This is a genomic window from Microbacterium enclense, from assembly GCF_001456955.1.
Lineage (GTDB): Bacteria > Actinomycetota > Actinomycetes > Actinomycetales > Microbacteriaceae > Microbacterium > Microbacterium enclense.
This window is the reverse complement of record NZ_KQ758474.1, coordinates 88810-113425: the sequence shown is the minus strand read 5'-3', so window position 1 is coordinate 113425 and position 24616 is coordinate 88810. Positions and strand designations below refer to the sequence as shown.

The following is a 24616-nucleotide window of genomic DNA, read 5'->3' as shown; positions in this document are numbered from 1 at the left end:
CGTTTGGGCGGGCGGCCATCCGGTGACTTGCGCCGTGTGTTCGTGGCGGCGCGGTCGGAGCGGGCAGACGGCGCGAGTCATCGACGGGCGGGTGCGCCTCGGCCAAGACGGATGCCGGAGACTTACCGCGGCTCGGGACCCGTCGCCACGGGCAGCTCGGGGTGGTTCGACCACTGGCTCCACGACCCGGGGAACACGCGCGGCTCGAAGCCGGCGAGGGTCAGGGCCACCGCCTGGTGCGCCGCGGTCACGCCGGAACCGCAGTACACGCCGACCGTCGCGCCGTCGTCGGCCCCGAGCATCCGGAACCGCGACCGCAGCTCGTCGGGCGAACGGAACCGTCCGTCGCCGTCGACGTTCTCGGTGGTGGGCGCGCTGACCGCGCCCGGAACGTGCCCGGCCCGCGGGTCGATGGGCTCGACCTCGCCGCGGTAGCGCTCGCCCGCGCGGGCGTCGAGCAGCAGCGCCTCGTCCGCGAACGCGCTCACGCCGTCGAGCTCGAGCACAGGCAGCGACCCATAGGTGAGAGTGACGTTCCCCGGGGCGGGGGTCTCGGCATCCCCGGTCTCCACGTCGTATCCGGCCGAGGTCCAGGCGCGCAGCGACCCGTCGAGCAGGCGCACGTCGGCGATACCGGCGTGGCGCAGCAGCCACCAGGCGCGTGCGCTCGACATGTTCTTCAGGTCGTCGTAGACCACCACGGTGTCGCCGGCATCGATGCCCCAGCGCCGCGCGGCGGCCTGCAGCGTCTCGATGGAGGGGACCGGATGCCGCCCGTCGGTCGGAGCGCCGTGCTCGGCCAGATCGTGGTCGAGGTCGACGTACTGCGCGCCGGGGATGTGACCGGCGAGGTACTCGGGGCGCCCGTCGGGGCGATCGAGGCGCCAGCGCACGTCGAGCACGCGCACCGGGCCCCCGTCGGGGAAGGCGCCGGCAGCGAGGGCGGCACGCAGGTCGGTGGGCGTGGTGAGGATCTCAGGCATGCACGTGCTCCCGCTGTTCGTCGTGGATACCCGACAGTTTGAAGGCCAGGCGCCCATGCGCGAAACCGCCGCCCGCCCGGATGGCGGTCGCGACCCAGGCGGCCTCGGCGATCTCGGCCTGGCTCGCGCCGGCCCGGACCGCCGCCTGCGCGTGTCCGTCGATGCAATACGTGCACTGTGTCGTGATGCCGACGGCCAGCGCGATGAGCTCGCGGAACTTCAGGGGGATCTCGCGCCCGTCGCGCGCGAACACCGCGTCGTTGAAGTGGGTGAAGGCCGCAAGCACGTCGGGGGTGCTCTCTTTGTAGTCGCGGGTGTAGGCGCGGTCGCCCTCGCGGTCGAAGAAGTCGCTCATGTCTCGCTCACTCTCGGGGCGCACGGAGAAGCGCCGGCGCGATCGAGCCTAGGAAGCATGCGGAAGGCGGAACAATGCAGGGTTCGTGATGGGCAGTCATCGCACGCCCTGATGGATGCCATGTGAACGCGCGTGACCTCGCGCACGCGGCATCCCCGCCGTCGCGTCTATCGTCCGAGCATGGCCGACACGCTCGACATCATCCAGCTCCGCACCTTCGTCGCCATCGACGAGTGCGGCGGCTTCGGTCGTGCCGCCGTCGCGCTGCACCTGAGCCAGCCCACCGTGAGCCAACACGTGCGCTCGCTCGAGAAGCGTCTGCAGCAGCTGCTCGTCGAACGCGACGGTCGCCGCGCCAAGTTCACCCAGGCCGGGGAGAAGCTGCTCGCCGAGGCGTGGCGCATCCTCGCGGTGCACGACGAAGCGCTCGCCCGGCTCGACGTCACGCGCGCGCGGACCATCGTGGTGGGCTCCACCGAGACCGCCGCCGAGCAGGTGCTGCCCGAGCTGCTCGGCACGATGCGTCGGGCCTTCCCCGAGCGGCAGGTGCAGTTCCACATCGATCGGTCCACGCGCATGACGGATGCCGTGGCCAAGGGCAGCATCGATCTCGCCGTCGTGCTGGACACGGGATCGACCGTGGCCGGCGTCGAGGTCGGCGAGCTGCCGTTGAACTGGTACGCGGCGCCCGGCTGGCAGGCACCGGCGGCAGGAGAGCCCGTGCCGCTGGTCGCCTACGTGGAGCCGTGCGGAATGCGTCAGCGAGCGCTGCAGGAGCTCGGCGATATCGGCGCGCGCGTCGACATCGCGGCCGAGTCCGGAAGCCTCGAGGGGGTCATCGCGGCCGCACGCGCCGGATTGGGGGTCGCCGTGCTCCCCACCGGCGGGCGCACGCCGGACGGCCTCGTGGTGCGGCGGGACTTCCCCGACCTCGGTCGGATCCACGTGCGGCTCATCACCCGGCGCGGGCTCGAATCCGAGGTGGAGGAAGCGGCGATCTCCTCGCTCGACGGCTTCTTCACGGCGCGCAGGTACGTACACGCCGTGTCTGCGTGACCTCGCATCCGGGACCGCCGCGCCCGGCCGCGGCCGCAGGCACGAGCGGCGCGCGAAGAGGCGCCCACAGATCGGATTACGCGATGGATGCCGTTCAGGGATCGCTGTTGGACGCCGCGGGTGCGGCGCATCGAGCATGAAGGGATGACCGTCCCTCTCGCACCTGCCCGCACCACCGCGTTCACCGCCCGACCGGACGAGCTCGCCGCCCTGACCGCGGCGGTCGCCGAGACCGCCGACCATTACGACCGGTCGGGGGAGTTCCCCGCCGGCGGCCTCGCCGCCGTGCATCGCGCCGGCGTCTTCGCCGCGGTCGTCGACGAGCGCTTCGGCGGCGGGGGCCTCGGACCGCTCGATCGCCTGCGCACCGTGCAGGCGATCGGTCAGGGCGATCCGTCGGTCGCGCTGATCTTCGCCAACACCCTGGCCGCCCACGTCGCGCAGTCCGGGCGCGGGGGGCTGCCCGAAGCCCTGTACGAACGGATCGTCGCCGAGACCGCCGAGCGGCCGGTCTCGATCAACACCGCGCGTGCCGAGCCCGAGCTCGGGGCCCCCGCGCGGGGCGGCCTGCCCGCCACGACGGTTCGCCGCACGGCCGACGGCTGGGTACTGTCGGGGCGCAAGGCGTACGTGACGGCCAGCACGGGCCTGGACTACCACCTCGTCTGGGCCAAGACAGACGACCCGGAGCCGCGGGTCGGTCACGTCGTGGTCGCGGGAGACGATCCCGGCATCCGGATCATCCCCACCTGGGATCATCTCGGGCTTCGCGCGAGCTCCACGCACGACGTGGTCTATGACGAGGTCGTGGTTCCGGCCGACCGGTTCCTGGAGATCCCGTTCCAGGGCACGTACCGCGACCCGTCGAGCCGGGCGTCGGCGCTCTCTCTCACCCACGCGGCGATCTACGTCGGCGTCGCGCGCGCCGCGCAGAACTTCTTCACGCGCTTCGCGCACGAGCGGGTCCCCGCGGGCCTCGGGCGACCGATCGCGTCCACGGAACGCATCCAGAGCCTGGCGGGCGAGATCGAGGCGCAGCTCGTACAGGCCGAGGAACTGCTGTACGGCCTCACCGCGCGGGCGGTCGCCGGCGACGAGGCGGCGATCGCGCGGACGCCGCTGGCGAAGGTGCTCATCGTCCGCTCCGCGATCTCCGCGGTGGAGACCGCCGTCGCCGCCCTCGGCAACCCGGCTCTCAGCCGCCACAACCCCCTCGAACGGCACCTGCGCGACGTGCTGTCGGCCGCGTGCACCCGCCGCAGGAGGATGCCGCGCTCCTCGCGGCGGGCCGACGCGTGCTCGACGTGTGACGCAACACGGCGTCACGCCGCGTCACGGCCGAGAGGGCCCCTGTTCGGAGAAAAGGCCGGACAGGGGCCTTTTCGGCATCCATCATGCGTGCCGATGGGTTCTCATCCGTCTCCGTCGTTGGACCCCGCTGCGGCCCCGCCCAGACACTCGGGGAAGAGTTCACGGCCGCCTCAGGCCCGCACCCGAAGGACACCCTCATGACGCAGCATCCGTCCCGCCACCGACACCGTCGGCGCGCCGCGCTCGCCGCGGCCGTCGCCCTCTCCCTCACCCTGCTCGCCGGCTGCGCGGGCACGGGATCGACCTCCGCCGGAGCGGACGCGGGTCCGACCGAGGGCGGCGACGCGGTCTTCCTCATCAACTCCCTCGGCACGAGCTGGGTCCCCAACGAGAGCTCGATCTCGAGCTACCAGGGCAACATCTGGGGCCAGGTGACCGACAAGCTCGTGTACGTCGACGACAGCGGTGCCGTCTCGCCGTGGATCGCCGCGAGCTGGGACCAGAACGCGGATGCCACGGCGTTCACGCTGCACCTCGAAGAGGGCGTGACCTTCTCCGACGGCACGGCGCTCGACGCCGCCGCGGTCGTCACGAACCTCGACTACTGGGCCTTCGGCGCCCCCGACAAGGGCATCACGCCCATCGGCCTGTTTCCGAAGACCTACCAGAAGGCCACCGCGGTCGACGCGCAGACCGTGGAGGTCACCTTCAGCGCCCCCACTCTGGGCTTCATCCCGACGCTCGGCTACCACGGGTCGATCCTCGTCTCGCCGAAGACCCTCGCGCTGTCGAAGGAGGAGCAGGGCGATCTCGACAACTTCTCGGGGTCGGGGCCGTTCACGATCCGGAGCTGGGCCGACGGCGACGACGTCGTGCTCGCCAAGCGCGTCGACTACACCTGGGGGCCCGAGGCGATCGGTCACACCGGGGCGCCCTACCTCGACACCCTCACCTACAAGCAGGTGGCCGAGTCCAGCACTCGTATCGGCGCGCTGACCTCGGACCAGGCGCAGGTGATCTACAACATCCAGCCGAGCGAACTGGCCGGTCTCACCGATCGCGGCTACGAGGTCGGACTTCCCCGCTACCTGGGTTTCACCAACGGATACCGGGTGAACGTCACGGCCGCGCCGTTCGACGACGTGCGGGTGCGACAGGCGCTGCAGCACGGCATCGACCGTCGGCAGATCCTCGACACCGTCTACACCGACGGCTGGCAGGCGGCCCAGGGCCTCATCCAGAGCAACGTGCCCGAAGCCACCGCCCACTCGGCCGACTTCGCGTTCGACGCCGACAAGGCAGCTGCCCTGCTCGACGAAGCGGGCTGGGTGCCCGGAGCCGACGGAAAGCGCACGAAGAACGGCCAGCACCTCGCGGTGACGCTGTACGCCAACCCGTACCTGGCCACCTCGGCATCCATCGACGAACTCGTCGCCCAGCAGCTCGGCACCCTGGGCTTCACCGTGACGGTGCAGACGTACGACGTGGCGACCTTCGGCGAGAAGGTCAAGAACGACTCCACGACACCCCTGTACGAGATCACCCGCTCGTTCATCGACGTCGGGACCGTCGCGAGCATCCTCACCAGTGCCAACAAGGGCGAGGACTGGTTCGGCCTCGGCGAGACCGACCCGACGCTGAACGACCTCCGCGACCGCATCGCGCGGGCCACCGACCTCGACACCCGTGCCGCCGCCGTCGACGAACTGCAGACGTACGTGCTGCAGCAGGGGCTGTTCGTTCCGATCACCCAGATCGTGCAGCGCATCTACGTGCAGAGCCCGAAGCTGCAGGGCGTCACCTACAACGGTGTCGCCATCGCCGGCTACGCCGCGGCGTACCTGCAGAAGTGACCCCCCTCCCGGCCGGCGCCGCGGCGCCGGCCGGGACCGCCTTCGTGAAGGAGATGGCATGAACCCCGCCTACGCAGTGTTCGCGCTGAAGCGCCTCGGCCAGGCCGTGCTCGTGGTGCTGCTGGCCTACGTGCTGACATTCGTGGTCATCAGCGTGCTGCCCGGCGATCCGCTGACGAGCACCCTGCGCAACCCCGAGAACGGCTTCAGCGAGGATCAGATCGCGCAGATGGTGTCGTTCTACGGCCTCGACCGGCCGGTGTGGGTGCAGCTGTGGGAAGCGCTCAGCCGCTTCGTCGTCGGCGACCTCGGCATCTCGCTGCGTTCCAGCCAGCCGGTCGCCACCATCATCGGCGAGGCGCTGCCGTCGACCCTGTCGCTCGCGGTCACCGCCCTCGCCGTCGCTCTCATCCTCGCGTTCGCCATCGCCTACGGCGTCCAGGTGCTGCCCGAGCGCGCGGCGCGGCTGCTGCGGTCGTTCCCCGCGCTGTTCCTCTCGGTGCCGAACTTCGTCATCGGTCTGCTGCTGCTCAACGTGTTCGCCTTCCAGCTCGGGCTGTTCTCCGTGATCGACCCGGATGCTCCGATCGCGACGTTCTTCGCGGCGGTGGCGCTCGGCATCCCGGTGTCGGCTCAGATCGCCGAGGTGCTCATCACGGGGCTCGACCACGAGTTCCGTCAGGACTACGCCGTGGTCGCCTACGCCCGAGGGCTGGGGCGGGCGCGACTGTTCTTCGCCCACCTGCTCAAGCCCTCGGCCCTGCCCGTCGTGACCGTCATCGCTCTGACGGTGGGCGAGCTGTTGGGCGGCGCCCTGATCACCGAGACCGTCTTCGGACGGGCCGGTATCGGCAGCGTCGTGCAGACCGCGGTCGCCACCCAGGATCTCCCCGTGCTGCAGGCGGTGGTGGCGCTGGCCGCCGTGGTCTTCGTGACGGTCAACCTGCTCGCCGACCTCGTCTACCCCCTGCTCGACCCGCGCGTGGACCTCGTGCACCGCGCATCGCGACCGACCCCGACCCCCGAGAGAGCGAGCGTCTGATGGCCTCCGTGCTGACCTCGACCACGATCCGGGATGCCGCGCCCCGGCGCCCCGTCCGCGCCCGGCTCGTGCCCGCGACGGTGGTGGTCGCCGCCCTCGTGCTCCTCGTCGTGACCGCCTGGGCGATCGCCCCCGGTCTGTTCTCGAGTGCCGACCCGGTCGTCGGCGACACGGCCGAGAAGCTGCTGCCGCCGAGCGCCGCCCACTGGTTCGGCACCGACAACCTCGGAAGAGACGTCTTCGCCCGGGTCGTCTACGGCACGCGCTCCTCCGTGGTCAGCGCCCTCGTCGCCGTTTTCATCGCGGTCGTGATCGGCGGCCTGCTGGGACTGGTGGCGGGCTTCTTCGGCGGGATCGTCGACGTCGTCACCGCCCGCGTGATCGACGTGCTGCTGGCCATCCCCAGCTTCCTGCTCGCGGTGGTCGTCGTCAGCTCGCTGGGATTCCAGACGATCAACGCCGCCGTGGCCACCGGCATCTCGGCCGTCGCCGTGTTCGCGCGGGTGATGCGCTCCGAGGCGGTCAAGGTGCGCAGCACCGTGTTCGTCGAGGCGGCGCGCCTGCAGGGCGGTTCGCGAGCGCACGTGCTGCTCGCGCACGTGCTGCCCAACGCCTCGCGCTCCGTCCTGTCGCTCGCGGTGCTGCAGTTCGGGGTGTCGATCCTCGTCATCGCCGGTCTGGCGTTCCTCGGCTACGGCGATCCGCCGCCGGCATCCGACTGGGGACTCCTGGTCTCGGCGGGCAAGGACTATCTCGTCTCCAGCCCCTGGCTGGTGTACGCCCCCTCCGCGGTCATCGTCGCGACCGTGCTCTCGATCAACCGTGTCAGCCGCTGGCTGCGAGCGAAGGACTGAACCAATGACCGTCCCCCTCTTGAGTGTGCGCGACCTGTCGGTGTCGTACGGCCCGCAGCGCGTGGTGTCCGACGTGTCGTTCGAGCTGGAACGCGGCCGCAGCCTCGCCCTCATCGGCGAATCGGGCTCGGGCAAATCCACGATCGCCAAGGCCGTGCTGCGTCTGCTGCCCCGCGCGTCGGGCCGCACGTCGGGCCGCGTCGAGGTCGACGGCATCGACACCCTCGAACTGTCGCTTCGTCGGTTCCGCACCCTGCGCGGTCGCACGCTGGGGTTCGTTCCGCAGGATCCGGCGTCGGCCCTCAATCCGGTTCGCACGATCGGTTCGCAGGCCCATGAGGCCGCCGCACTCACCGGGGAACGGGATGCCGCGCACCGGCGTACCGCGATCCTCGCGGTGTTCGAGCGGGTCGGACTGTCCGATCCGGAACGCGTCTACCGCTCGTACCCCCACCAGCTTTCGGGTGGCATGCTTCAGCGCGTCCTGATCGGCCTCGCCGTGCTGCCCGAGCCCGCCCTGCTCGTGGCCGACGAGCCGACGAGCGCGCTCGACGTGACGATCCAGAAGCGCATCCTCGACCTGCTGACCGAACTGCGCGACGAGCGCGGCATCGGGCTCCTGCTCATCACCCACGACCTCGCGCTGGCCGCCGAACGCGCCGACGACCTGCTCGTGCTGCGCGACGGGCGGGTGGAGGACGCCGGACCCACCGCCGAGGTGTTCCGGGCGCCGCGCTCCGACTACGCCGCCGCGCTGCGCGCCGACGTCCCCGCCCTCGCCCCCGACCGCTTCCGCGCGGCGCTGTCGGCGCGGCCGGTCGGCGGGGCGAGGCCGGCCGTGTCCGTGCGCGGGGTCACCAAGACCTTCCGCACGTCGGGCCGCGAGGTGCGCGCGCTCGACGACGTCTCGTTCGAGGTCGCGGCCGGCACCACGCACGCCCTGGTCGGCGAATCGGGGTCGGGCAAGACGACGGCGGTGCGCCTGCTGCTGGGGCTGGCGCATCCGGATGCCGGGGAGCTCGTCGTCGCGGGGGAGTCCGTCACCGGTCGCACCGCGGCCGACCTCCGCGGTGTGCGGCGGCACCTGCAGCTGGTGTATCAGAACCCGTTCACCTCCCTCGACCCGTCGTGGAGCGTCGAGAGCATCGTGGGCGAGCCGCTCGCGCGCTATGGCGTGGGCGATCGTCGGTCCCGTCGGGACGCGGTGCGCACGGCGCTCGCCGCGGTGGGCCTCGGCGAGCACCTGTGGCGCCGCCGGCCCGCCGCGCTGTCGGGAGGTCAGCGCCAGCGCGTCGCGATCGCCCGGGCCCTCGTGATCGAGCCCGACGTGCTCGTACTCGACGAGCCCACCAGCGCGCTGGACGTCACCGTCCAGGCCGAGATCCTCGACGTGCTCGTGCGCCTGCAGGTCGAGCGCGGCCTCACGTACCTCTTCGTCTCGCACGATCTCGCGCTCGTACGGCAGATCGCCGACACCGTCACGGTGCTCCGGCACGGCCGCGTCGTCGAGCACGGCCCGGCCGCCGACGTGCTCGACGCGCCCCGGCATCCGTACACCCGGACGCTGGTCGCGGCCGTGCCCGATCCCGGCGTGATCCGCCCCGCCGCTCTTGCCCCCGGCGCCCCTGTCCCCGTCTGACCTGTCTGACCCCGTCCCCGTCCGACCCTCGCCCTCATCCGGAAGGAACCCCATGCCCATCGAATTCGTCAACATGGTCGGCAGTCGCCCCCCGGGTGCGCCCGCATACAGCGGCAGCACCTTCACCCAGCCCGTCGACGTCGCGTGGTTGCGCCATTACGCCCGGACGATCGAGGAGTTCGGCTTCGACTACACGCTCATCCCGTATGCCTCGGCCAGCGCCGATCAGTACGCGCTCTCGGCGACCGTGCTCGCGGCCACCCAGCGGCTGCGGACGGTCGTCGCCGTCCGCCCGAACTCGGCCTTCCCGACGGTCGCCGCGCAAGGACTGTCGACCCTCGACCAGCTCTCGGGCGGGCGGGCGCTCATCCACATCATCTCCGGGGGCAGCGACGAGGAGCAGGCTCGCCAGGGCGACTACCTCGACAAGGAGCAGCGTTATCGCCGCTCGTCGGAGTTCATCGAGGTGCTGCGCAAGGTGTGGACCGCGAAGGAGTCGATCTCGCACCACGGCGAGTTCTACCGCTTCGACGACTTCGGCCCCGGATACGCCACGCACACCGGGGGTGCGCTGCCCGTGTCGCTCGGCGGATCGAGCGAGTTCGCCTACGCCTCGGGCGGCGCGCACGCCGACATCTTCGCGCTGTGGGGCGAGCCCCTCGCCGAGACCGCCGAGCAGATCGACCGCGTGTACGCCCACGCGCGCGCTGCGGGCCGCACCGACCGCATCCGCTTCTGGGTGACGTTCCGCCCCGTCGTCGCGCCGACCGATGCCCTCGCGCGCGAGAAGGCCCGCGGCATCCTGGAGCGCGCGAAGCCGTTCTACGAGAAGGTGCAGGGACTGAACCGGTCGAACGTCGGATCGGTGCGGCTGCGCGACCTGTCGGAGCGGTCCGAGGAGCACGACGGCGGCGTGCTGTGGACGCCCCGGGGTGTCGCCGGCTCCGGCGGGGCGTCGTCGCTGCTGGTCGGATCGCCCGAGACGGTGGCCGAGGCGATCGTGCGTTACGTGGAGCTCGGCGCGGACATCGTGTCGCTGCCCACCCTCGGCGACCTGAACGACGCCGTGGATGCCGGTCGCCTGGTGATTCCGCTCGTGCGCGACGAGGTGGCGCGCCGCGGGATCGACCCCGAGGCCGTGTTCGCCCGCCGGGCCGTGGCGTGAGCCGCGACGCCGTCGGGGGCGCGCGGGCTCCCGAAGACGCCGCATCCGGCGGGCGCCGCATCGTCGTCGGCGCCGGAGCCCTCGGCGCCTTGCTCGCCGCGCAGTGGACGGCGGCGGGCGTGCCGGCCGTGCTCGTGGCACGCGGTGCCGCTCTCGACGCGATCGGCGAACGCGGCGTGCTCGTTCGTCGCCCCCATGGCGACGAGCGGGTCGCGGTCGACGTCGTCGGCTCCATCGACGAGGCCGAGCCCGTGCCCGGCGACACCGTCGTGCTCGCGGTGAAGACCCAGGATGCCGAGCAGGCGCTCGCCGCGATCGCGTGGCGACCTCTCGTCGGCGGAGGTGTCGTGGCGGATCTGCCGGTGGTCACGCTGCAGAACGGGCTCGCGACGGAAGATGTCGCGCTGCGCCGATTTGCGCGCGTGGTGGGGGTGTCGGTGGCGATCCCCGCCAGTCATCTGCGCCCGGGCGAGGTCGTGGCGCCGTCCTGGCCGACGCTCGGAACGGCACGCGTCGGCGCCGTCACCGGGCGCGCGGCCGACCTCGAGCAGCGCGTGAGTGACGATCTCGCGCGCGCCGGGTTCGCGGCATCCGTCGTCGCCGACATCGCCGCGACCAAGCGCCGCAAGCTCCTGGCGAACCTTCGCAACGTCGTCGAGGTGTTCGGCGTCGACGACGCGGGCCGCGACGCGGCCACCGCCTCGCTGCGCGACGAGGCGGGGGCGCTCTTCGACCGCCTCGGCCTCGCCGTCGCACCGGCCGAGGCGGCGTTCGTTCCCGTCGAGCACGTGCCCGGACACATCGCCGGGCGGTTGTCGACGTGGCAGAGCCTGGAACGCGGAGCGAGCGTCGAGAGCGACTTCCTCGTCGGCGAGCTCGTGCTGCTGGCGCGGCGCGCGGGGCTCTCGGCGCCCCTCGCCGAGGCCGTGCAGCGCGACCTCGGTGTGCTCGCCAGCCGGGGAGGGCGGCCGGGCGTCGCGCCGCTGCCCGCCGCGCTCGCCGAGGCGGTGCCGGATGGGCAGCCGAGTGCCGTGCCGTCGCCATCCGCGCCTACCGCGGTCGAGCCCGGCGGGCCCGCCGCGCCGTCGCCGTCCACGTCTGCGGCGACCTTCGTGGGGGCGGCCACGTGACCTCGATCGCTCAGGTCCCGACCCATGCGCCGCGTACGCTCACCCTCGTCGCGCCGGCGGTGCGAACCCGAACAGGAGTTTCTCCATGACCGATCTCGCCCCCGCCCTCGCCCTCGACCGCTCGGGACTGCCTGCCGACGGCGCGCCCGCGGCCATCATCGTCGCGCGAGACGTGGCGGATGTGCAGGCTGCGGTCCGGCGCGCGCGGGCCGAGCGGCTCGTCGTCGTCACGCGCGGTGCGGGCTCGGGCCTCGCCGGCGGAGCGGTGGCCGGTGACGGCGCGCTGGTGCTCGACCTCTCGCAGCTCGACCGCATCCGCTCGATCGACGCGGTCGACGGCACCGCCGATGTCGAAGCGGGCGTGATCACGGCTCACCTGGATGCCGCTGCTCGCGCGCACGGGCTGTTCTACGCCCCCGACCCGGGCAGCGTCGGCATCTCGACGATCGGCGGCAACATCGCCACGAACGCCGGCGGCCTGCGCGGGGCCAAGTACGGCGTGACGCGCGATGCGGTGCTGTCGGTCGATGTCGTTCGCGCCGACGGTTCTCTCGTGCGGCTCGGCCGCCCCACCATCAAGGGGGTGACGGGATACGACCTCGCCGGTCTCGTCGTGGGCTCGGAGGGCACCCTGGGGGTCGTGGTCGCGGCGCGGGTGCGACTGCTCCCCATCCCGCGTCGCGTCGCCACGGCATCCGCGTTCTTCGCCACGCTCGAGGATGCCGCCGATGCGGTCGCGGCGATCGCCCGGAGCGGCGCCCGCCCCGCGGTGCTCGAGATCCTCGACGGAGAGACGCTCGGGGCGATCGACGCGCTCGAGGGCTCGGCTCTGCGCGCCCGCGGGGAGGCGCTGCTGCTCGCCCAGACCGACGGCTTCGGCGCGGAGGAGGAGATCGCGGTCGTGACCGAGGCCCTCTCCGCGGCGGCGACCCACCACGAGTGGACCGCCGACCTGGAGACGGCGGCGACGCTGCTGCACGCGCGTCGGCAGGCCCTCCCGGCTCTCGAGAGGCTCGGTCGCCCGGTGATCGAAGACATCGCGGTGCCGCGTAGCCGTCTCGCCGAGGCGGTGCGGGGGATTCGCGCGATCGCTGCTCGGCGCGAGGTGCCGATCTACGTCTTCGGTCACGCCGGCGACGGCAACCTCCATCCGATCATCGTCGTCGACCCCTCCCTCGACGAGCTTCCGGCGGCCGCCGTCGAAGCGGCGGATGACATCTTCGCCCTCGCGCTGGAACTCGGCGGAACGGTGACCGCCGAGCATGGCATCGGGCGACTCAAGCGCGAGTGGGCGCGTCGCGAGTTGGGACCGGAGGTGGTGGCCGTGCACGATGCGATCAAGGCGGTCTTCGACCCCGACGGCATCCTGAACCCCGGGGCGGCGTATTGAGTGAGGCTCCCGCGGGGTCGGGGCGCGTTCCGCTGCGGAGGCGGGAGGCATCCCGGCCCCTCACCGCGGTGCCCCCCAAGTCAGGGTGCTGCTCCGGACCGCCTCACCGGGCCGTCAGTCACCCCGGCCCGCGCCGCTTCGCGTCCCGCCGTCCGCCAGACGTGCCCGTGCCCGGTCGTGCCGCGACGCGATCGGCACGGTCTCGGTCACCCTCGGAAGCCCCATGGGCGGGGTCGCCACGTAGATGCTCTCGGCCCGCTCGACGAGGTGCGTCTCGTGCCAGATGCCGACCGCGCCGGGCGCCTTGCGCGCCCGCTTGTTGAAGCGCGTCCAGGCGGGACGGTGCTCCTGGTCGGGCGCCGACGCGTAGGCGTAGAGCTTGTCGAGCGACGACCAGTACTGCACGAGGTAGGGCCCGCGGGCGCCGAGCAGCATCGTGAAGCCGAGCAGACCGGATTCGCGGTCGACGCTCAGCTCGCGCAGCATCCGCGGCATGTCGCCCATGGGCGGCATCCACTGGTCGGGCCGCCACCACTTGTTGATCGTCATGCCGATATGGAAGACGACGAGCTCGCCGTCGTAGCGGTGAGTCATGCGACCCGGATTGATGGATGCCATGGGGTGTCCTCGCTCGATAGTGATGCTATCCAGTGTTGGATAGTCTTGCTATCGAGTCAAGGGGTGCAGGTGCGGATCTCCGAATTGTCAGCGGCGAGCGGGGTGCCCGTCGCCACCATCAAGTACTACCTGCGCGAGAAGCTCCTGCCGGAGGGCGCGCGCACCTCGCCCACCCAGGCTTCGTACGGCGTGGCGCACGTGCAGCGGCTCGGGGTGATCCGCGCTCTCGTCGACGCCGGCGTCGGTATCGCGGGGGTGCGCAAGGTGATCGGCGTGCTGGAGGAGCCGCCCGAGAACCCGTACGACTTGCTGGGCGCGGCCAATGCCGCCGTGACCCCGGCGGTCTCGGCCGACATCGATCTCACCGCGGCCCTCGCGCTGCTCGAACGCATGGGCGGCGACGTCGAGAAGTGCTTTCCTGATCAGATCGCCGCCGTCGCCCAGGCCCTCGCGGCGCTCGACCGCGCCGCATTCACGGTTCCCGACCGTGTCATGGACGCCTACCTCACCCACTTGTCGGCCATCGCCGAGGAGGAGCTCGCGGCCACTCCCGAGACGTCGATCGAGGATGCCGTGCGTTACGTCGTGCTCGGCACCGCCCTGGTGGAGCCGCTCATCCTCGCCCTGAGGCGCGTGGCGGAGCAGGTCGCCGCATCGCGCCGGTTCGGCGGTGCGCTGACAGGCTGACGCCCGCTGAGCGGATCAGCGGTCGGGGTTGCTCGCCGCCCCGTCGAGCCAGAGCGTGTCGCTTCTGTCGCCGTGCGTACCGGCCTTCCCGACGTGCGCGTCGCCGATCTTCGGCCCCTTCGTGATCACGTGCACGAGCGCCATGCCGTGACCTCGACCGAGGTCGTAGTCGGTCTTCAGCCACTCGAGGATGGGCGTGGCCTTCGTTCCCGGGCCGAAGCCGCGTTCCTCGGCGAGGGCGAGGAACTGGCGCGGGGTCAGCCCCGTCTTGGTTTCGATGTTGTCGAGGTATGACTGGAAGGACATGACCGGAGGCTAGCGTGCCCCTCCGACATCGGTCGATGTCCCCGGCTCGGCGCCGCTGCGGTAAGCGGTCCACGGTGTCGACGGATGCACCGGGACGGCGATGTCGGAGTGCCGGGATACGGTCGGAGGATGGCCGTCACACTGCACCGGGCGCCCGTCGCCGCGATCGACCCTCGCACCCTCTACCGCATCCTCTGGCTGCGGGTCACGGTCTTCGTCGTCGAGCAGCGAGCCGCCTACCCCGAGATCGACGGTCGCGACATCGAGCCCGGGGCCGAGCTGATGTGGGCGAGCGAGGGCGACGCCGTCCTCGCCACCCTGCGCGTCCTCCGCGAGCCCGACAACACGCGCATCGGCCGCGTCGCCACCGCCCCCGACGCGCGAGGCCGCGGCATCGCCGCCGACCTGATGCGCGAGGCGATCGAGGTGTTGGATGCCGAGGCCCCCGGCATCCCGATCCTGCTCGACGCCCAGGCGCACCTCGCGAGCTGGTACGCGCGATTCGGTTTCGTCGTGTCGGGGCCGCCGTTCGCCGAGGACGGCATTCCGCACGTGCCGATGCGCCGCACCCGCCTTGCAACCGATCGTCTCGTGCTGCGGGAGTGGACCCGATCCGACGACGACCGCGAGTTCCTGTTCGACATGTACAGCCGCATCGAGGTGCGCCGGTATCTCAGCGGCGGCCAGGTGATGACCGAGCGTGACGAGGTCGACGCACTGCTCGACCGTTGGCAGGGGCTCTCCGACGGCATCCTCGGTGTCCGGGCCGTCGAGACGACGGGTGGCCGGCGCCTCGGATCGGTGTTGCTCAAGCGCATCCCGTGGTCGGCGGGAGCGGGTGCCGGGCGACCCGAGCGCATCGAGATCGGCTGGCACTTCCACCCCGACGCCTGGGGCGCGGGGTACGCGACCGAAGCGGCCGCCGCGCTCCTGACGCTGGCCCGTGATCATGGCATCCGCGGGGTCATCGCGGTGACCGACCCGGCGAACACGGCGTCCGGTGCGGTCGCCGAGCGCATCGGGCTCCGCCCCGCGGGCGAGACGGGCGACTTCTACGACACGACGTGCACGCTGTACCTGTCGGACGACGAAGGGTGCTGACCGGGCGCTCCTAGTGCGGCGCGTGGTACTCCGCAGTGCCGCGCTTCCAATACCCCTTCACGACCGTGGCGGCGGGATCACCCGTCCAGCGGTCGAGCAGCAGCGCGCGACCGGAGCGCACGACGGACTGCTCGGCGGCGACGAAGCCGAAGACGCACCCGTCCGGTCGTTCCTCCACGTCGAGCGCATCGAGCCAGTCGGCGAGCTCCTCGCCGGCGGGGCGCTCGCCGCGGTGCAGCTGCACCACCTCGACGCCCGGGGGACCGGCGACGGGCAGGTCGTGCGCGGCATCCGGGACCTCGATCGCGATGCGCCCGACCGCGTCGTCGTCCATCGCCGCGGCAAATCGGCGGATCGCCGGGACCGCGGTCTCATCTCCCGCCAAGAGCCAGGCATCGGGGCGGCCGACGAGCACCATCGATCCACGCGGGCCGCCGACGCCGACCGGTGCGCCCAGGGGAGCGGATGCCGCCCACCGGCTGCCGACACCGGCCCCGTGCAGCGCGACGTCGATGTCGAGCCAGCCCGCCTCGGCATCCCAGCTCACCGGTGTGTACTCCCGGTTCGGGGCCTCTCGGAGGTCGCGAACGGGCTCCGTCGGGAAGAACACGCGGATGTGGTCGTCGGCGCCGGGGGAGTCGAACCCCCGCAGCTCGGGGCCCTCGACCCGAAGGCGCACGTACGACGGTGTGAGGAACGTCCGGGCGGCGAGGGCCGCCGAGCGGAAGACCAGGTCGTGGCGGCGGGGTTCGAGGCGGGCGGCGAGGCGCGGGTTCGACAATGTCACGTAGGTAAGGCTAACCTCACAAACCGGGCGTCGCCATCCCCTGCGGCCGCTCGACTCGCACACAGCACTGGAGAGATTCGCATGAGAACCCGCCTGATCCGTCCCCTCGCCGCCGCCTCGCTGGTAGCCGCTCTCGCCCTCAGCGGGTGCGCCGGGACCGCCGCCGCCCCGGTCGACGAGCCCGCCGCGGCGACGACCGTCACCGTCGAAGACAACCACGGCTCGATCGAGGTGCCCGTCGCTCCCGAGCGCGTCGTCGCCCTCGACAACACGACCTTCCAGACGCTGAACGACTGGGGCGTGAAGCTCGTCGCCGCCCCGAAGCCGCTGATGTACGACCTGTGGCCCTCGCTCTCGGGCGGCGACGAGGTGCTCGACGCGGGCCTGCACCGCGAGCCGAACATCGAGAACATCCTCGCCGCGGAGCCCGACCTCATCGTCGGCGGCTACCGCTTCCGCGAGCTCTACGACCAGCTGAAGGAGATCCAGCCGGCGACGATCGAGACGAGCCCGCGCGACGGCGAGGAGCACACGTCCGAGCTCAAGCGCCAGACGACGATCCTCGGCCAGGTCTTCGACAAGAACGACGAGGCGGCGACGTTGAACGCCGACCTGGATGCCGCGATCGCCGACGCGAAGGCCGCTTACGACCCCTCGCAGACCGTGATGGGCCTGATCACCTCGGGTGGCAAGATCGCCTACGCCGCCCCCGGAGAGGGTCGAGGCGTCGGCGTGCTGTTCCCGACGCTGGGGCTCACTCCCGCGCTCGAGCGCGCCGCCGAAGACGCCTCGCACGGCGATGACATCAGCGTCGAGGCGATCGCTGCGGCGAACCCCGAGTGGCTCTTCGTGCTCGACCGCGACGCGATGTTCGGCGAAGACGGCTACGTCTCGGCGAAGGAGCTCGTCGAGAACGCCGAGGCGCTGAAGAACGTCCCCGCCGTGCAGAAGAACCAGATCGTCTACCTCGACGGCAGCTTCTACCTCGACGAGGGCATCCAGGCCTACACGAAGCTGTACCGCTCGGCCGCCGAGGCCTTCGCCTCCTGACCACGCCTCCGCCGCGCGCGCGTGAGGGGTCAGAACTTGTCGCCGGGGCTCGACCCAGGCGACAGGAATCGACCCCTCACGCTCGAGCGAGGAGGGGAGAGAGGGATGCCATGAGACAGACCGTCCTTCGACCTCGGGTCGCGCTGCCCGCTGCGGGCATCGGCGTCGCAGCCCTCGTCATCCTGTCGCTGTTCGTCGGCGCCTACGACCTGACCGCCGACGACTTCGGCGGCGAGATGTTCCTCATCTCGCGCGTGCCGCGCACGGTCGCGCTCGTGCTCGCCGGCTGCGCGATGGCCGTCTCGGGCCTCATCATGCAGCTGCTCACGCAGAACCGTTTCGTCGAGCCCTCCACCACCGGAACCTCCGAGTGGGCGGCGCTCGGGCTGCTGGTGACGGTGCTGCTCGTTCCCACGGCATCCTTGCCGGTGCGGATGATCGTGGCATCCGTCGCCGCCTTCGCCGGCACGATGGTGTTCATCGGCATCCTGCAGCGCATCTCGCTGCGCTCCTCGCTGGTCGTGCCGCTGATCGGCATCATGCTCGGAGCCGTGGTCTCGGCGTTCACCACCTACCTGGCCGTGTCCACGAACTCGCTGCAGATGCTCGGCACCTGGTTCATGGGCAGTTTCACCTCCATCGTCCGCGGACGCTACGAGGTGCTGTGGGTCGTCGCGATCGTCGTGCTGCTGGTGTTCCTGTACGCCGACCGCATCACCGTCGCCGGACTCGGCCGTGACATCGCCACCTCGGTCGGGCTCGACCACACGCGCGTCCTGCTCGTGGGAACAGCCCTCGTCGCCGTCGCGACGGGGGTCACGACGGTGGTCGTGGGCTTCCTGCCCTTCCTGGGGCTGGTGGTGCCCAACCTGGTGTCGATGTGGCGGGGCGACAACGCCCGCGCGAATCTCCCCTGGGTGTGCCTCGGGGGTGTGGCGATCGTCGTCGTCTGCGACATCGTCGGACGCGTCATCCGGATGCCGTTCGAGGTCCCCGTCTCGATGATCCTCGGGGTCGTCGGCTCCGCCGTGTTCATCACCCTGCTGTTGAGGATGCGTGCCCGTGGCTGACACCCTGACCCGCTCCGCGCCGACTCTCGCGACCCGTCGTCCACGGATCGCGGTGCGCTTCGGCATCCTGGCCCTCGTCGTCGTGGTCGCGGCCGTGGGCGTGTTGACCTGGAACGTGCCCGGGGAGCCGGGCTCGCGCGCGTTCTGGCTCGCGGTGAATCTGCGCGTGGTCAGCGTCGCGACGATCGCGCTCGTCGCGTGCTGTCAGGCCGTGGCGACCGTGCTGTTCCACACCGCGACGGCGAACCGCATCCTGACCCCGTCGATCATGGGCTTCGACGCGCTCTACGTCGTCATGCAGACCGCGCTGGTGTTCTTCTTCGGCAGCGCCGCGCTCTCGGCGACCGACGGCCTGCTGAAAGTCGCCGTGCAGAGTGCGCTGATGGTGGGCTTCGCGACCCTGCTGTACGGGTGGCTGTTCGCGGGCCGCCGCGGCAACCTGCACGTGATGCTGCTCGTGGGCGTGGTGCTGGGCGTCGGATTCGGCTCGCTCTCAACCGTCATGCAGCGCCTGCTCACCCCCAGCGACTTCGACATCCTGTCGGCACGCCTGTTCGGCAACCTCTCGAATTCGGATGCCGAATACCTCCCCTGGGCGGCGCTCGTCGTCGCGGCGGTGCTCGCGGTGGTCTGGCGCGCGCGGCACCGACTCGACGTGCTCGCCCTCGGTCGGGAGGCTTCCCTCAACCTGGGGCTGTCGTACCGGCGGGAGGTCATCGGCATGCTCGTGCTGGTCGCCGTGCTCATCTCGGTGTCGACCACCATGGTCGGACCGATGACGTTCTTCGGCTTCCTCGTCGCGACCCTCGCCTATCAGCTGGCGGGGTCGTCGCAGCATCGTGTCGTGCTGCCCTTCGCGGCGCTTCTGGGCATGGCGACACTGCTCGCGGGGTACTTCGTGCTGCGGCACGTGTTCTACGCGGCCGGGATGCTCTCGATCATCATCGAGTTCGTCGGCGGCGTCTTCTTCCTCGTCTACCTGCTTCGAAAGGGCAGCCTGTGATCTCGCTCACCGACGTCACCATGACCTACGGCGACCTCACCGTGCTCGGTCCCGTCACCCTCGACATCCCGTCGGGCGGGGTGACGGCACTGGTCGGGCCGAACGGGGCCGGCAAGTCGACGCTCCTGACGATCATCGGACGCCTGACCACCGCGACCGCGGGCCGCGTCACCGTCGGCGGACACGACGTGACCACGACTCCCGGCCGGACCCTGGCGAGGATCGTGTCGATCCTGCGGCAGGAGAACCATTTCGTCACCCGTCTCACCGTGCGCGAGCTCGTCGGCTTCGGGCGCTTCCCCCACTCGCAGGGGCGCCTGACCGCCGACGACCACGTGAAGATCGACGAGGCCATCGCGTTCCTCGACCTCACGGAGCTGTCGGGGCGCTACCTCGACCAGCTCTCGGGCGGTCAGCGACAGCGCGCGTACGTCGCGATGGTGCTCGCCCAGGACACCGATTGCATCCTGCTCGACGAACCGTTGAACAACCTCGACATGAAGCACGCGGTGGCGATGATGGGTCAGCTGCGCCGCGCGGCCGACGAACTGGGCAAGACGATCGTCATCGTGGTGCACGACATCAACTTCGCCGCCGCCTACGCCGATCGGATCGTGGCCCTCTCGGAGGGGCGGGTGGTGCACGTCGGCACGCCGGGCGATCTCATGACGTCGACGACGCTCGAAGAGGTGTTCGGCACGCCGGTCGAGGTGCGTCGGGACGGGCCCTACCCGCTGGCGGTGTACTACCGGTGAGCGGTGCGCCCGCCGGGACCTCAGAGCTGGATGCCGTTGTCCTCGTCGTTCACGCCGACGTTACGGCCGCGGCTCGACTCGTAGGCGATGAGCCACCCCACCGAGACGGCCGCGGCGATGACGAGCCCGAGCCAGACGTTCTGCCACACCAGTCCGAACAGGATGCCGAGGCCGAACAGCAGCACGCTGCCCAGGACCCAGTACGTGCGTCCGCGCGGCCAACCGGTTCCCGTCTGCGTCATGCGCCCAGCCTAGGCCGCACGACGCGACGGGCACCGGATGCCACGGACGACCGACGAGAGAAGGAGGGGCCGATGGCCCGCACCAACGCCGCGCAGACGCGCGTGAAGCCCGACAAGAGCGAGCTGCTCACGCTTCATGTCGTGCGCCGACGGCGCCTGTCGCCGTCGTTCGCGCGCGTGACGCTGGGCGGGCCCGATCTGGCGCGCTTCACCCAGATGGGCTGGGACCAGTGGTTCCGCCTCTTCCTCCCCGTCGCCGAGGGCACGCTCGCCCGCCTCCCGAACCGCCTCGACACCTTCGCCTACATGCGGTACCTCGCGATCGCGAAGACCGAGCGCCCCGTGCTGCGCAACTACTCCGTGGCCGGTTACCGCGCCGACGGCGAGAGCGGTCCCGAGCTCGACGTCGATTTCGTTCTGCACGGATCGACCGCCGACGGCACGGCGGGCCCGGCGGCGACCTGGGCGGAGCGCTGCGACCCCGGCGACGCCGTCGCCATCCTCGACGAGGGCGTCCTCTTCGCGCTGCCCGAGGACCGGCCCGGTCCCGTCTCTCTCGTCGGCGACGAGACCGCGCTGCCCGCACTCGCCGGCATCCTGGCATCCCTTCCCCCCGACGCGACGGGAAGCGCATTCGTCGAGGTCCCGGATGCCGCGGATGTGCGCGCTCTGGAGGCTCCGGCCGGTGTCGAGGTGCGGTGGGTCGTGCGGCCCGATCCGCACGCCACCCCGGGCTATGCCGTCCTGACCGCGGCGATCGACGCCGGCGCGTCGAGCGTCCCGCCGGCGTCGGCGTGGGTGGCGGGGGAGCAGTCGCTGGCCGCGGCGATGCGTCGGCACTGGGTACGCATCGGCGTCGACAAGCGGGCCATCTCGTTCACCGGGTACTGGCGCGCGCCGCGATCGCACTGAGCCTCGGCGCCTGTGCCTCTCGGCCGAGTCGACGTCGAGTCAGCGGTCGCGGTGATCCTCGGGGTGCAGGCGCGGGCCGCGGCGTGGCTCGAGCGCCGAGCCGGCGTAGATCAGACGAATGACCCGCTGGCGGTGGCCGGCGAACGGCTCCAGCAGTTCCAGCATCCCGTCGTCGTCGGTGCGGTGGCCGGTCAGGGCGAAGCCCACCTGGTGGGCGAGGTGGTAGTCGCCGGTGCTGACGGCATCCGGGTCTCCGAAGGCGCGGATGCGCGTCTCGGCGCTCGTCCAGATGCCGACGCCGCGGAGGCTGATGAACACGCGGTCGCGCGCCTCGCCGTCGGCGGCGGAGGTCGCGGCGCGGACGATCGTGTCGCCACGACGCGCCGTCTCGACGATGGTTCGCGACTGGGGCGGCTCGAGGCCGGCGCGATGCCACGCCCACGACGGCACGTGTCGCCACCCCTCGATGTCGGGCGGTGCGAACATGGGCCGCGGCGTCGGCCCGGGTGCGCGCTCGCCGTACCACGTGACGATGCTCCGCCACGCCGAGAAGGCCTGCATGCTGGTGACCTTCTGCTCCATGATGGCGCTGACCAACGCGTCGAAGACGAGGTCGGTGCGTCCGATACGGAGGTCGGGATGACGGCGATGCCACTCGGCCACGGAGGGATGCCGCGATGCGTCGAAACCGTCGGGATCGTCGGCCGCGCCGCACAGGGCGGGCAGCTGGTCGAGCGCCCACGCCGCGCCCGGTCCCCACGCGGCCGCGCGCACGCCGCCTCCGACGCGTTGACGGAGCGCCAGAGTGGCCACGCCCAGAGGGGTGCGACTGACCCGCCACACCACCCCGCCCGAGCCCAGAGGACTGGTCGAGAAGTAGGTGGGATCGTTCCGGCCGTGCCGTTGCGCCGCCACGGCCCGGCCGATGTCGACGGGGCCCGAAGGCTCGTAGTCGGTCTCGAGGGGTCGTTCGACCGGCGTCGCGATATCACGCGGCACATGGTGCGCGCGAACCCCGGTCGATCTCATGCCGACACCCTACGTCGCACCGCCGACATCGCGGCATCCGGATCGGTCCGCGATGGGCGACGACCGCTCAGAACCGGTCGGGCGACGGGGTGCCGTGACCGTAGCGGATCGAGACGTCGGCGTGCCGGTCGAAGCGGTAGCCCACGCCCCGGACAGTGCGCACGATGTCTTCGTACGCGCCGAGCTTGGCCCGCAGGCGCCGCACGTGCACGTCGATCGTGCGCTCGCCGGGGGCGTCGTCGTCGGTGGAGCCCTCCCACAGGGATGCCACGAGCTCGGTGCGCTCGATCGTGCGCCCCTCGCGCAGCACGAGGTACTGCAGCAGTTCGAACTCCTTGAACGTGAACGCCGCCGACTCGCCGTCGATGAGGACGCGCTTGCGCGAGATGTCGACGACGACGCCGCCTGCGGCGCGGTCCTCCTCGGCGGGCTCCTCTTTCGTGCGGGCCACGGCCGACGGCTCGTGCAGAGCGAGGCGCACCACATCGACGTCGCGACCGCCCGCGCCGACGGGGGCCAGGGCGACCGTGGCGTAGGTCTCTGCGGCGGGTGCCAGCTCGCCGAGCGTGCGGCGAAGAGCCTCGACGAGCGTGCCGAGGCTCACGCCCGCGGCGGCGGCCTTGGCCTCGTCGATGCCGACGTACAGCGCGAAGCCGCGAGGCGCGGTCGATGCGGCAGGACGTGCGGAAGCGGCGGCCGGAGCAGGGGCGCTCGCGGGCGGCGCGGTCTGCGCCGAAGCGGACGTCGGGCGCGGGGCGGCGGTGGGACGGGAGGCGGCGGTCACGGGGCGATCGAGAACGGCGGAAAGCGACATGAGGAGAAGTCCTTGGGTGTGTGAACCCGGGCGTCATCATGAGCGGGGTTCGACGGGAGGTGTGGGCCGGTGGGCCGGAGTGCGGTGCGGGCGTGCGCGTGATCGACGCGGACTGCCCGCGACCGGGGGACGACGTCGGCGTTCAGAAGCACGAGGGTCGTCGGGGCGAGGGTCGCGGTTAGCGGCACATTCGACAACACATGACAGCGCGGCCGGGCATCATCATGCCGGCAGTCCTGTTCGCCTCCCGGGCGGACAGAGAACGCGCGAAGTCAGTCATGGCGGCATTATTGCCCACCGAGTCCAACAACGTCAAATCATGACGATCGTCGTGCGAGTGCGCACCGTGCGCGATCCGGCGGGGTCAACCTGCGCCGTCGCCGAGCATTCTGCGTCATCCCCCCGCCGGTGTCCGTCGGCGGCGTACCCTCACGGCATGTCCGATCTGCATTTCGCCGACGACAAGACGGCATCCCGATTCACCCTCCACCGGGGCGACGACCTCGTCTCCGTCCTCGACTATCGCGACGACGGGCGGACGATCGCCCTCACCCGCGCGTTCACCATCCCCACCTATCGTGGGCACGGGTACGCCGCGATCGTCACGGAACGCGCGGTCGACGCGATCGAGGCGGCCGGGCAGCGCGAGGTCATCCCGGTGTGCTGGTACGTCGGGGAGTGGTTCGACGCGCACCCCGAGCGTGCCGGCATCCTCCATCGGCGTCCCGCGTCCTGACGATCGGGTGGGGTGCGCGCGGGCGATCGTCAACCCCTGCTGCGCGCTCAGGGGGCGGGACCAAGCTGGAGACCTCGAAAGGGGGAGTCATGAACGACGACCGCGACCTGCCCGAAGGCGTCATCGACGCCGATCCGCCGGGCGGCTGGGAGAGTGGCGCCGTCGCCGACGGTGAGACCGCCGAGCGCAACGAGCACGCGAAGGGATCGCCGCGGTTGAACGACGCGGAACCCTCGGATCCCATCGAAGGCGATGCCGCGAGCCAAGGCATCGACCCCGACCTGAGCACGGAGGACTGACATGACCGACGCAACCCGGGCACCCGAGCCCAGCACCGGACCCGACGGGGGCGCCGACGCGGCCGATTCGGTCGGCGGCGCCGTGCACCGCGACCGCAAACTCTCGCGCCCCGACGAGCAGTCGGCTCCGGCGATGGACACCCACCCCACCGATGACGAAGCGCGCATCCAGGGTGTCGTCGTGCAGACCCGTGCCGACGTGGGCGACAAGAGCGAGGAGCGCATCGCCGACGTGCTCCGTCAGCGTTTCGCCGACATCGGGCTCGACCTCGGCGACGATCGCATCCGCGCGCTCGCGGCCGAAGTCGCCGGCGGCTGACGACGCCTGCCGAACGCCCCGCCCGCCTCGTGCGCAGCGGGGCGTTCGCATGTCAACGAGCGCGCGCCGGCCGTCGCCTCGCGGGCATCCGCGCGTTTGCTGCGAGCCGA

General features: G+C 71.5%; 27 protein-coding genes. 19 read left to right on the top strand and 8 right to left on the bottom strand.

Annotation, left to right across the window (positions count from 1 at the left end; genetic code table 11):
- Positions 1 to 122 precede the first annotated feature (122 nt).
- The gene (locus AS029_RS14835) at positions 123 to 983 is read right to left on the bottom strand and encodes a sulfurtransferase (protein ID WP_058233369.1); all 861 of its coding nucleotides are present in this window, start codon (positions 981 to 983) and stop codon (positions 123 to 125) included.
- Positions 976 to 1338, bottom strand: a complete 363-nt coding sequence (locus tag AS029_RS14830) for a carboxymuconolactone decarboxylase family protein (RefSeq protein ID WP_058233368.1) — start codon at positions 1336 to 1338, stop codon at positions 976 to 978. Before AS029_RS14830 ends, AS029_RS14835 begins: the two co-directional genes overlap by 8 nt.
- Positions 1339 to 1518: 180 nt before the next feature.
- Between AS029_RS14830 and AS029_RS14825 the strand changes: the two genes are divergently transcribed.
- From AS029_RS14825 to AS029_RS14785, 9 genes are all read left to right on the top strand, one after another.
- Positions 1519 to 2394, top strand: a complete 876-nt coding sequence (locus AS029_RS14825) for a LysR family transcriptional regulator (RefSeq protein WP_058233367.1) — start codon at positions 1519 to 1521, stop codon at positions 2392 to 2394.
- A 144-nt stretch (positions 2395 to 2538) separates the two neighbouring features.
- Entirely contained in the window at positions 2539 to 3906 is a 1368-nt protein-coding gene (locus AS029_RS14820; RefSeq protein ID WP_217630078.1) for an acyl-CoA dehydrogenase family protein, read from the top strand.
- A complete protein-coding gene (locus AS029_RS14815; protein WP_058233366.1) occupies positions 3903 to 5558 on the top strand; it encodes an ABC transporter substrate-binding protein in 1656 nt (551 codons plus the stop codon). The genes AS029_RS14820 and AS029_RS14815 overlap by 4 nt, the downstream gene beginning before the upstream one ends.
- A gap of 58 nt (positions 5559 to 5616) precedes the next feature.
- Entirely contained in the window at positions 5617 to 6600 is a 984-nt protein-coding gene (locus AS029_RS14810; protein WP_058233365.1) for an ABC transporter permease, read from the top strand.
- A complete protein-coding gene (locus AS029_RS14805) occupies positions 6600 to 7454 on the top strand; it encodes an ABC transporter permease (RefSeq protein ID WP_058233364.1) in 855 nt (284 codons plus the stop codon). Before AS029_RS14810 ends, AS029_RS14805 begins: the two co-directional genes overlap by 1 nt.
- Before the next feature lie 4 nt (positions 7455 to 7458).
- On the top strand, positions 7459 to 9093 hold the full coding sequence (locus tag AS029_RS14800) for a dipeptide ABC transporter ATP-binding protein (protein WP_058233363.1): 1635 nt from the start codon (positions 7459 to 7461) through the stop codon (positions 9091 to 9093).
- Positions 9094 to 9145: 52 nt separating this feature from the next.
- Positions 9146 to 10258, top strand: a complete 1113-nt coding sequence (locus AS029_RS14795) for an LLM class flavin-dependent oxidoreductase (RefSeq protein WP_058233362.1) — start codon at positions 9146 to 9148, stop codon at positions 10256 to 10258.
- The gene (locus AS029_RS14790; RefSeq protein WP_058233361.1) at positions 10255 to 11388 is read left to right on the top strand and encodes a ketopantoate reductase family protein; all 1134 of its coding nucleotides are present in this window, start codon (positions 10255 to 10257) and stop codon (positions 11386 to 11388) included. The genes AS029_RS14795 and AS029_RS14790 overlap by 4 nt, the downstream gene beginning before the upstream one ends.
- Positions 11389 to 11473: 85 nt before the next feature.
- A complete protein-coding gene (locus tag AS029_RS14785) occupies positions 11474 to 12778 on the top strand; it encodes an FAD-binding oxidoreductase (RefSeq protein ID WP_058233360.1) in 1305 nt (434 codons plus the stop codon).
- A gap of 114 nt (positions 12779 to 12892) precedes the next feature.
- Here AS029_RS14785 and AS029_RS14780 read toward each other — a convergent pair whose 3' ends face one another.
- Positions 12893 to 13396, bottom strand: coding sequence for a DUF4188 domain-containing protein (locus AS029_RS14780; RefSeq protein WP_058233359.1), 504 nt, complete (start codon positions 13394 to 13396; stop codon positions 12893 to 12895).
- A 69-nt stretch (positions 13397 to 13465) separates the two neighbouring features.
- Between AS029_RS14780 and AS029_RS14775 the strand changes: the two genes are divergently transcribed.
- Entirely contained in the window at positions 13466 to 14083 is a 618-nt protein-coding gene (locus AS029_RS14775) for a MerR family transcriptional regulator (RefSeq protein WP_058233423.1), read from the top strand.
- Positions 14084 to 14098: 15 nt separating this feature from the next.
- Here AS029_RS14775 and AS029_RS14770 read toward each other — a convergent pair whose 3' ends face one another.
- A complete protein-coding gene (locus AS029_RS14770) occupies positions 14099 to 14389 on the bottom strand; it encodes a DUF4287 domain-containing protein (RefSeq protein ID WP_058233358.1) in 291 nt (96 codons plus the stop codon).
- A 129-nt stretch (positions 14390 to 14518) separates the two neighbouring features.
- On the opposite strand from AS029_RS14770, the gene AS029_RS17035 reads away from it, so the two are divergent.
- Positions 14519 to 15490 carry a GNAT family N-acetyltransferase gene (locus AS029_RS17035; RefSeq protein WP_082642326.1) on the top strand — a complete coding sequence of 324 codons (972 nt, stop codon included), beginning with the start codon at positions 14519 to 14521 and terminating at the stop codon, positions 15488 to 15490.
- A 10-nt stretch (positions 15491 to 15500) separates the two neighbouring features.
- On the opposite strand, the gene AS029_RS14760 is transcribed toward AS029_RS17035, so the two are convergent.
- The gene (locus AS029_RS14760; RefSeq protein ID WP_139168142.1) at positions 15501 to 16277 is read right to left on the bottom strand and encodes a siderophore-interacting protein; all 777 of its coding nucleotides are present in this window, start codon (positions 16275 to 16277) and stop codon (positions 15501 to 15503) included.
- A gap of 81 nt (positions 16278 to 16358) precedes the next feature.
- Between AS029_RS14760 and AS029_RS14755 the strand changes: the two genes are divergently transcribed.
- The 4 genes from AS029_RS14755 to AS029_RS14740 all read left to right on the top strand — a co-directional run bounded on the left by AS029_RS14755 (position 16359) and on the right by AS029_RS14740 (position 20155).
- A complete protein-coding gene (locus AS029_RS14755) occupies positions 16359 to 17327 on the top strand; it encodes a siderophore ABC transporter substrate-binding protein (protein ID WP_058233356.1) in 969 nt (322 codons plus the stop codon).
- 110 nt (positions 17328 to 17437) lie between these two features.
- Positions 17438 to 18397, top strand: coding sequence for an ABC transporter permease (locus AS029_RS14750; RefSeq protein WP_058233355.1), 960 nt, complete (start codon positions 17438 to 17440; stop codon positions 18395 to 18397).
- On the top strand, positions 18390 to 19400 hold the full coding sequence (locus tag AS029_RS14745; RefSeq protein WP_228375960.1) for an iron chelate uptake ABC transporter family permease subunit: 1011 nt from the start codon (positions 18390 to 18392) through the stop codon (positions 19398 to 19400). The genes AS029_RS14750 and AS029_RS14745 overlap by 8 nt, the downstream gene beginning before the upstream one ends.
- Positions 19397 to 20155 (top strand): iron ABC transporter ATP-binding protein, encoded by a 759-nt coding sequence (locus tag AS029_RS14740; protein ID WP_058233353.1) that lies wholly within the window; start codon positions 19397 to 19399, stop codon positions 20153 to 20155. The genes AS029_RS14745 and AS029_RS14740 overlap by 4 nt, the downstream gene beginning before the upstream one ends.
- A gap of 20 nt (positions 20156 to 20175) precedes the next feature.
- On the opposite strand, the gene AS029_RS14735 is transcribed toward AS029_RS14740, so the two are convergent.
- Entirely contained in the window at positions 20176 to 20397 is a 222-nt protein-coding gene (locus tag AS029_RS14735) for a hypothetical protein (RefSeq protein ID WP_058233352.1), read from the bottom strand.
- 72 nt (positions 20398 to 20469) lie between these two features.
- On the opposite strand from AS029_RS14735, the gene AS029_RS14730 reads away from it, so the two are divergent.
- Entirely contained in the window at positions 20470 to 21309 is an 840-nt protein-coding gene (locus AS029_RS14730) for a siderophore-interacting protein (protein WP_058233351.1), read from the top strand.
- Positions 21310 to 21348: 39 nt separating this feature from the next.
- Here AS029_RS14730 and AS029_RS14725 read toward each other — a convergent pair whose 3' ends face one another.
- Positions 21349 to 22338, bottom strand: coding sequence for a DNA-3-methyladenine glycosylase family protein (locus tag AS029_RS14725; RefSeq protein WP_058233350.1), 990 nt, complete (start codon positions 22336 to 22338; stop codon positions 21349 to 21351).
- A 67-nt stretch (positions 22339 to 22405) separates the two neighbouring features.
- Positions 22406 to 23152, bottom strand: a complete 747-nt coding sequence (locus AS029_RS14720; protein WP_175456672.1) for a winged helix-turn-helix domain-containing protein — start codon at positions 23150 to 23152, stop codon at positions 22406 to 22408.
- Positions 23153 to 23588: 436 nt separating this feature from the next.
- Here AS029_RS14720 and AS029_RS14715 point away from each other — a divergent pair, with 436 nt between their 5' ends.
- The 3 genes from AS029_RS14715 (at position 23589) to AS029_RS14705 (ending at position 24506) form a co-directional block, all read left to right on the top strand.
- Complete coding sequence (locus AS029_RS14715) at positions 23589 to 23888, top strand: GNAT family N-acetyltransferase (protein WP_058233349.1); 300 nt, start codon at positions 23589 to 23591, stop codon at positions 23886 to 23888.
- An 89-nt stretch (positions 23889 to 23977) separates the two neighbouring features.
- Positions 23978 to 24187, top strand: a complete 210-nt coding sequence (locus AS029_RS14710) for a hypothetical protein (protein ID WP_058233348.1) — start codon at positions 23978 to 23980, stop codon at positions 24185 to 24187.
- Between the two features lies 1 nt (position 24188).
- Complete coding sequence (locus tag AS029_RS14705; protein WP_058233347.1) at positions 24189 to 24506, top strand: hypothetical protein; 318 nt, start codon at positions 24189 to 24191, stop codon at positions 24504 to 24506.
- Positions 24507 to 24616: the final 110 nt, after the last annotated feature.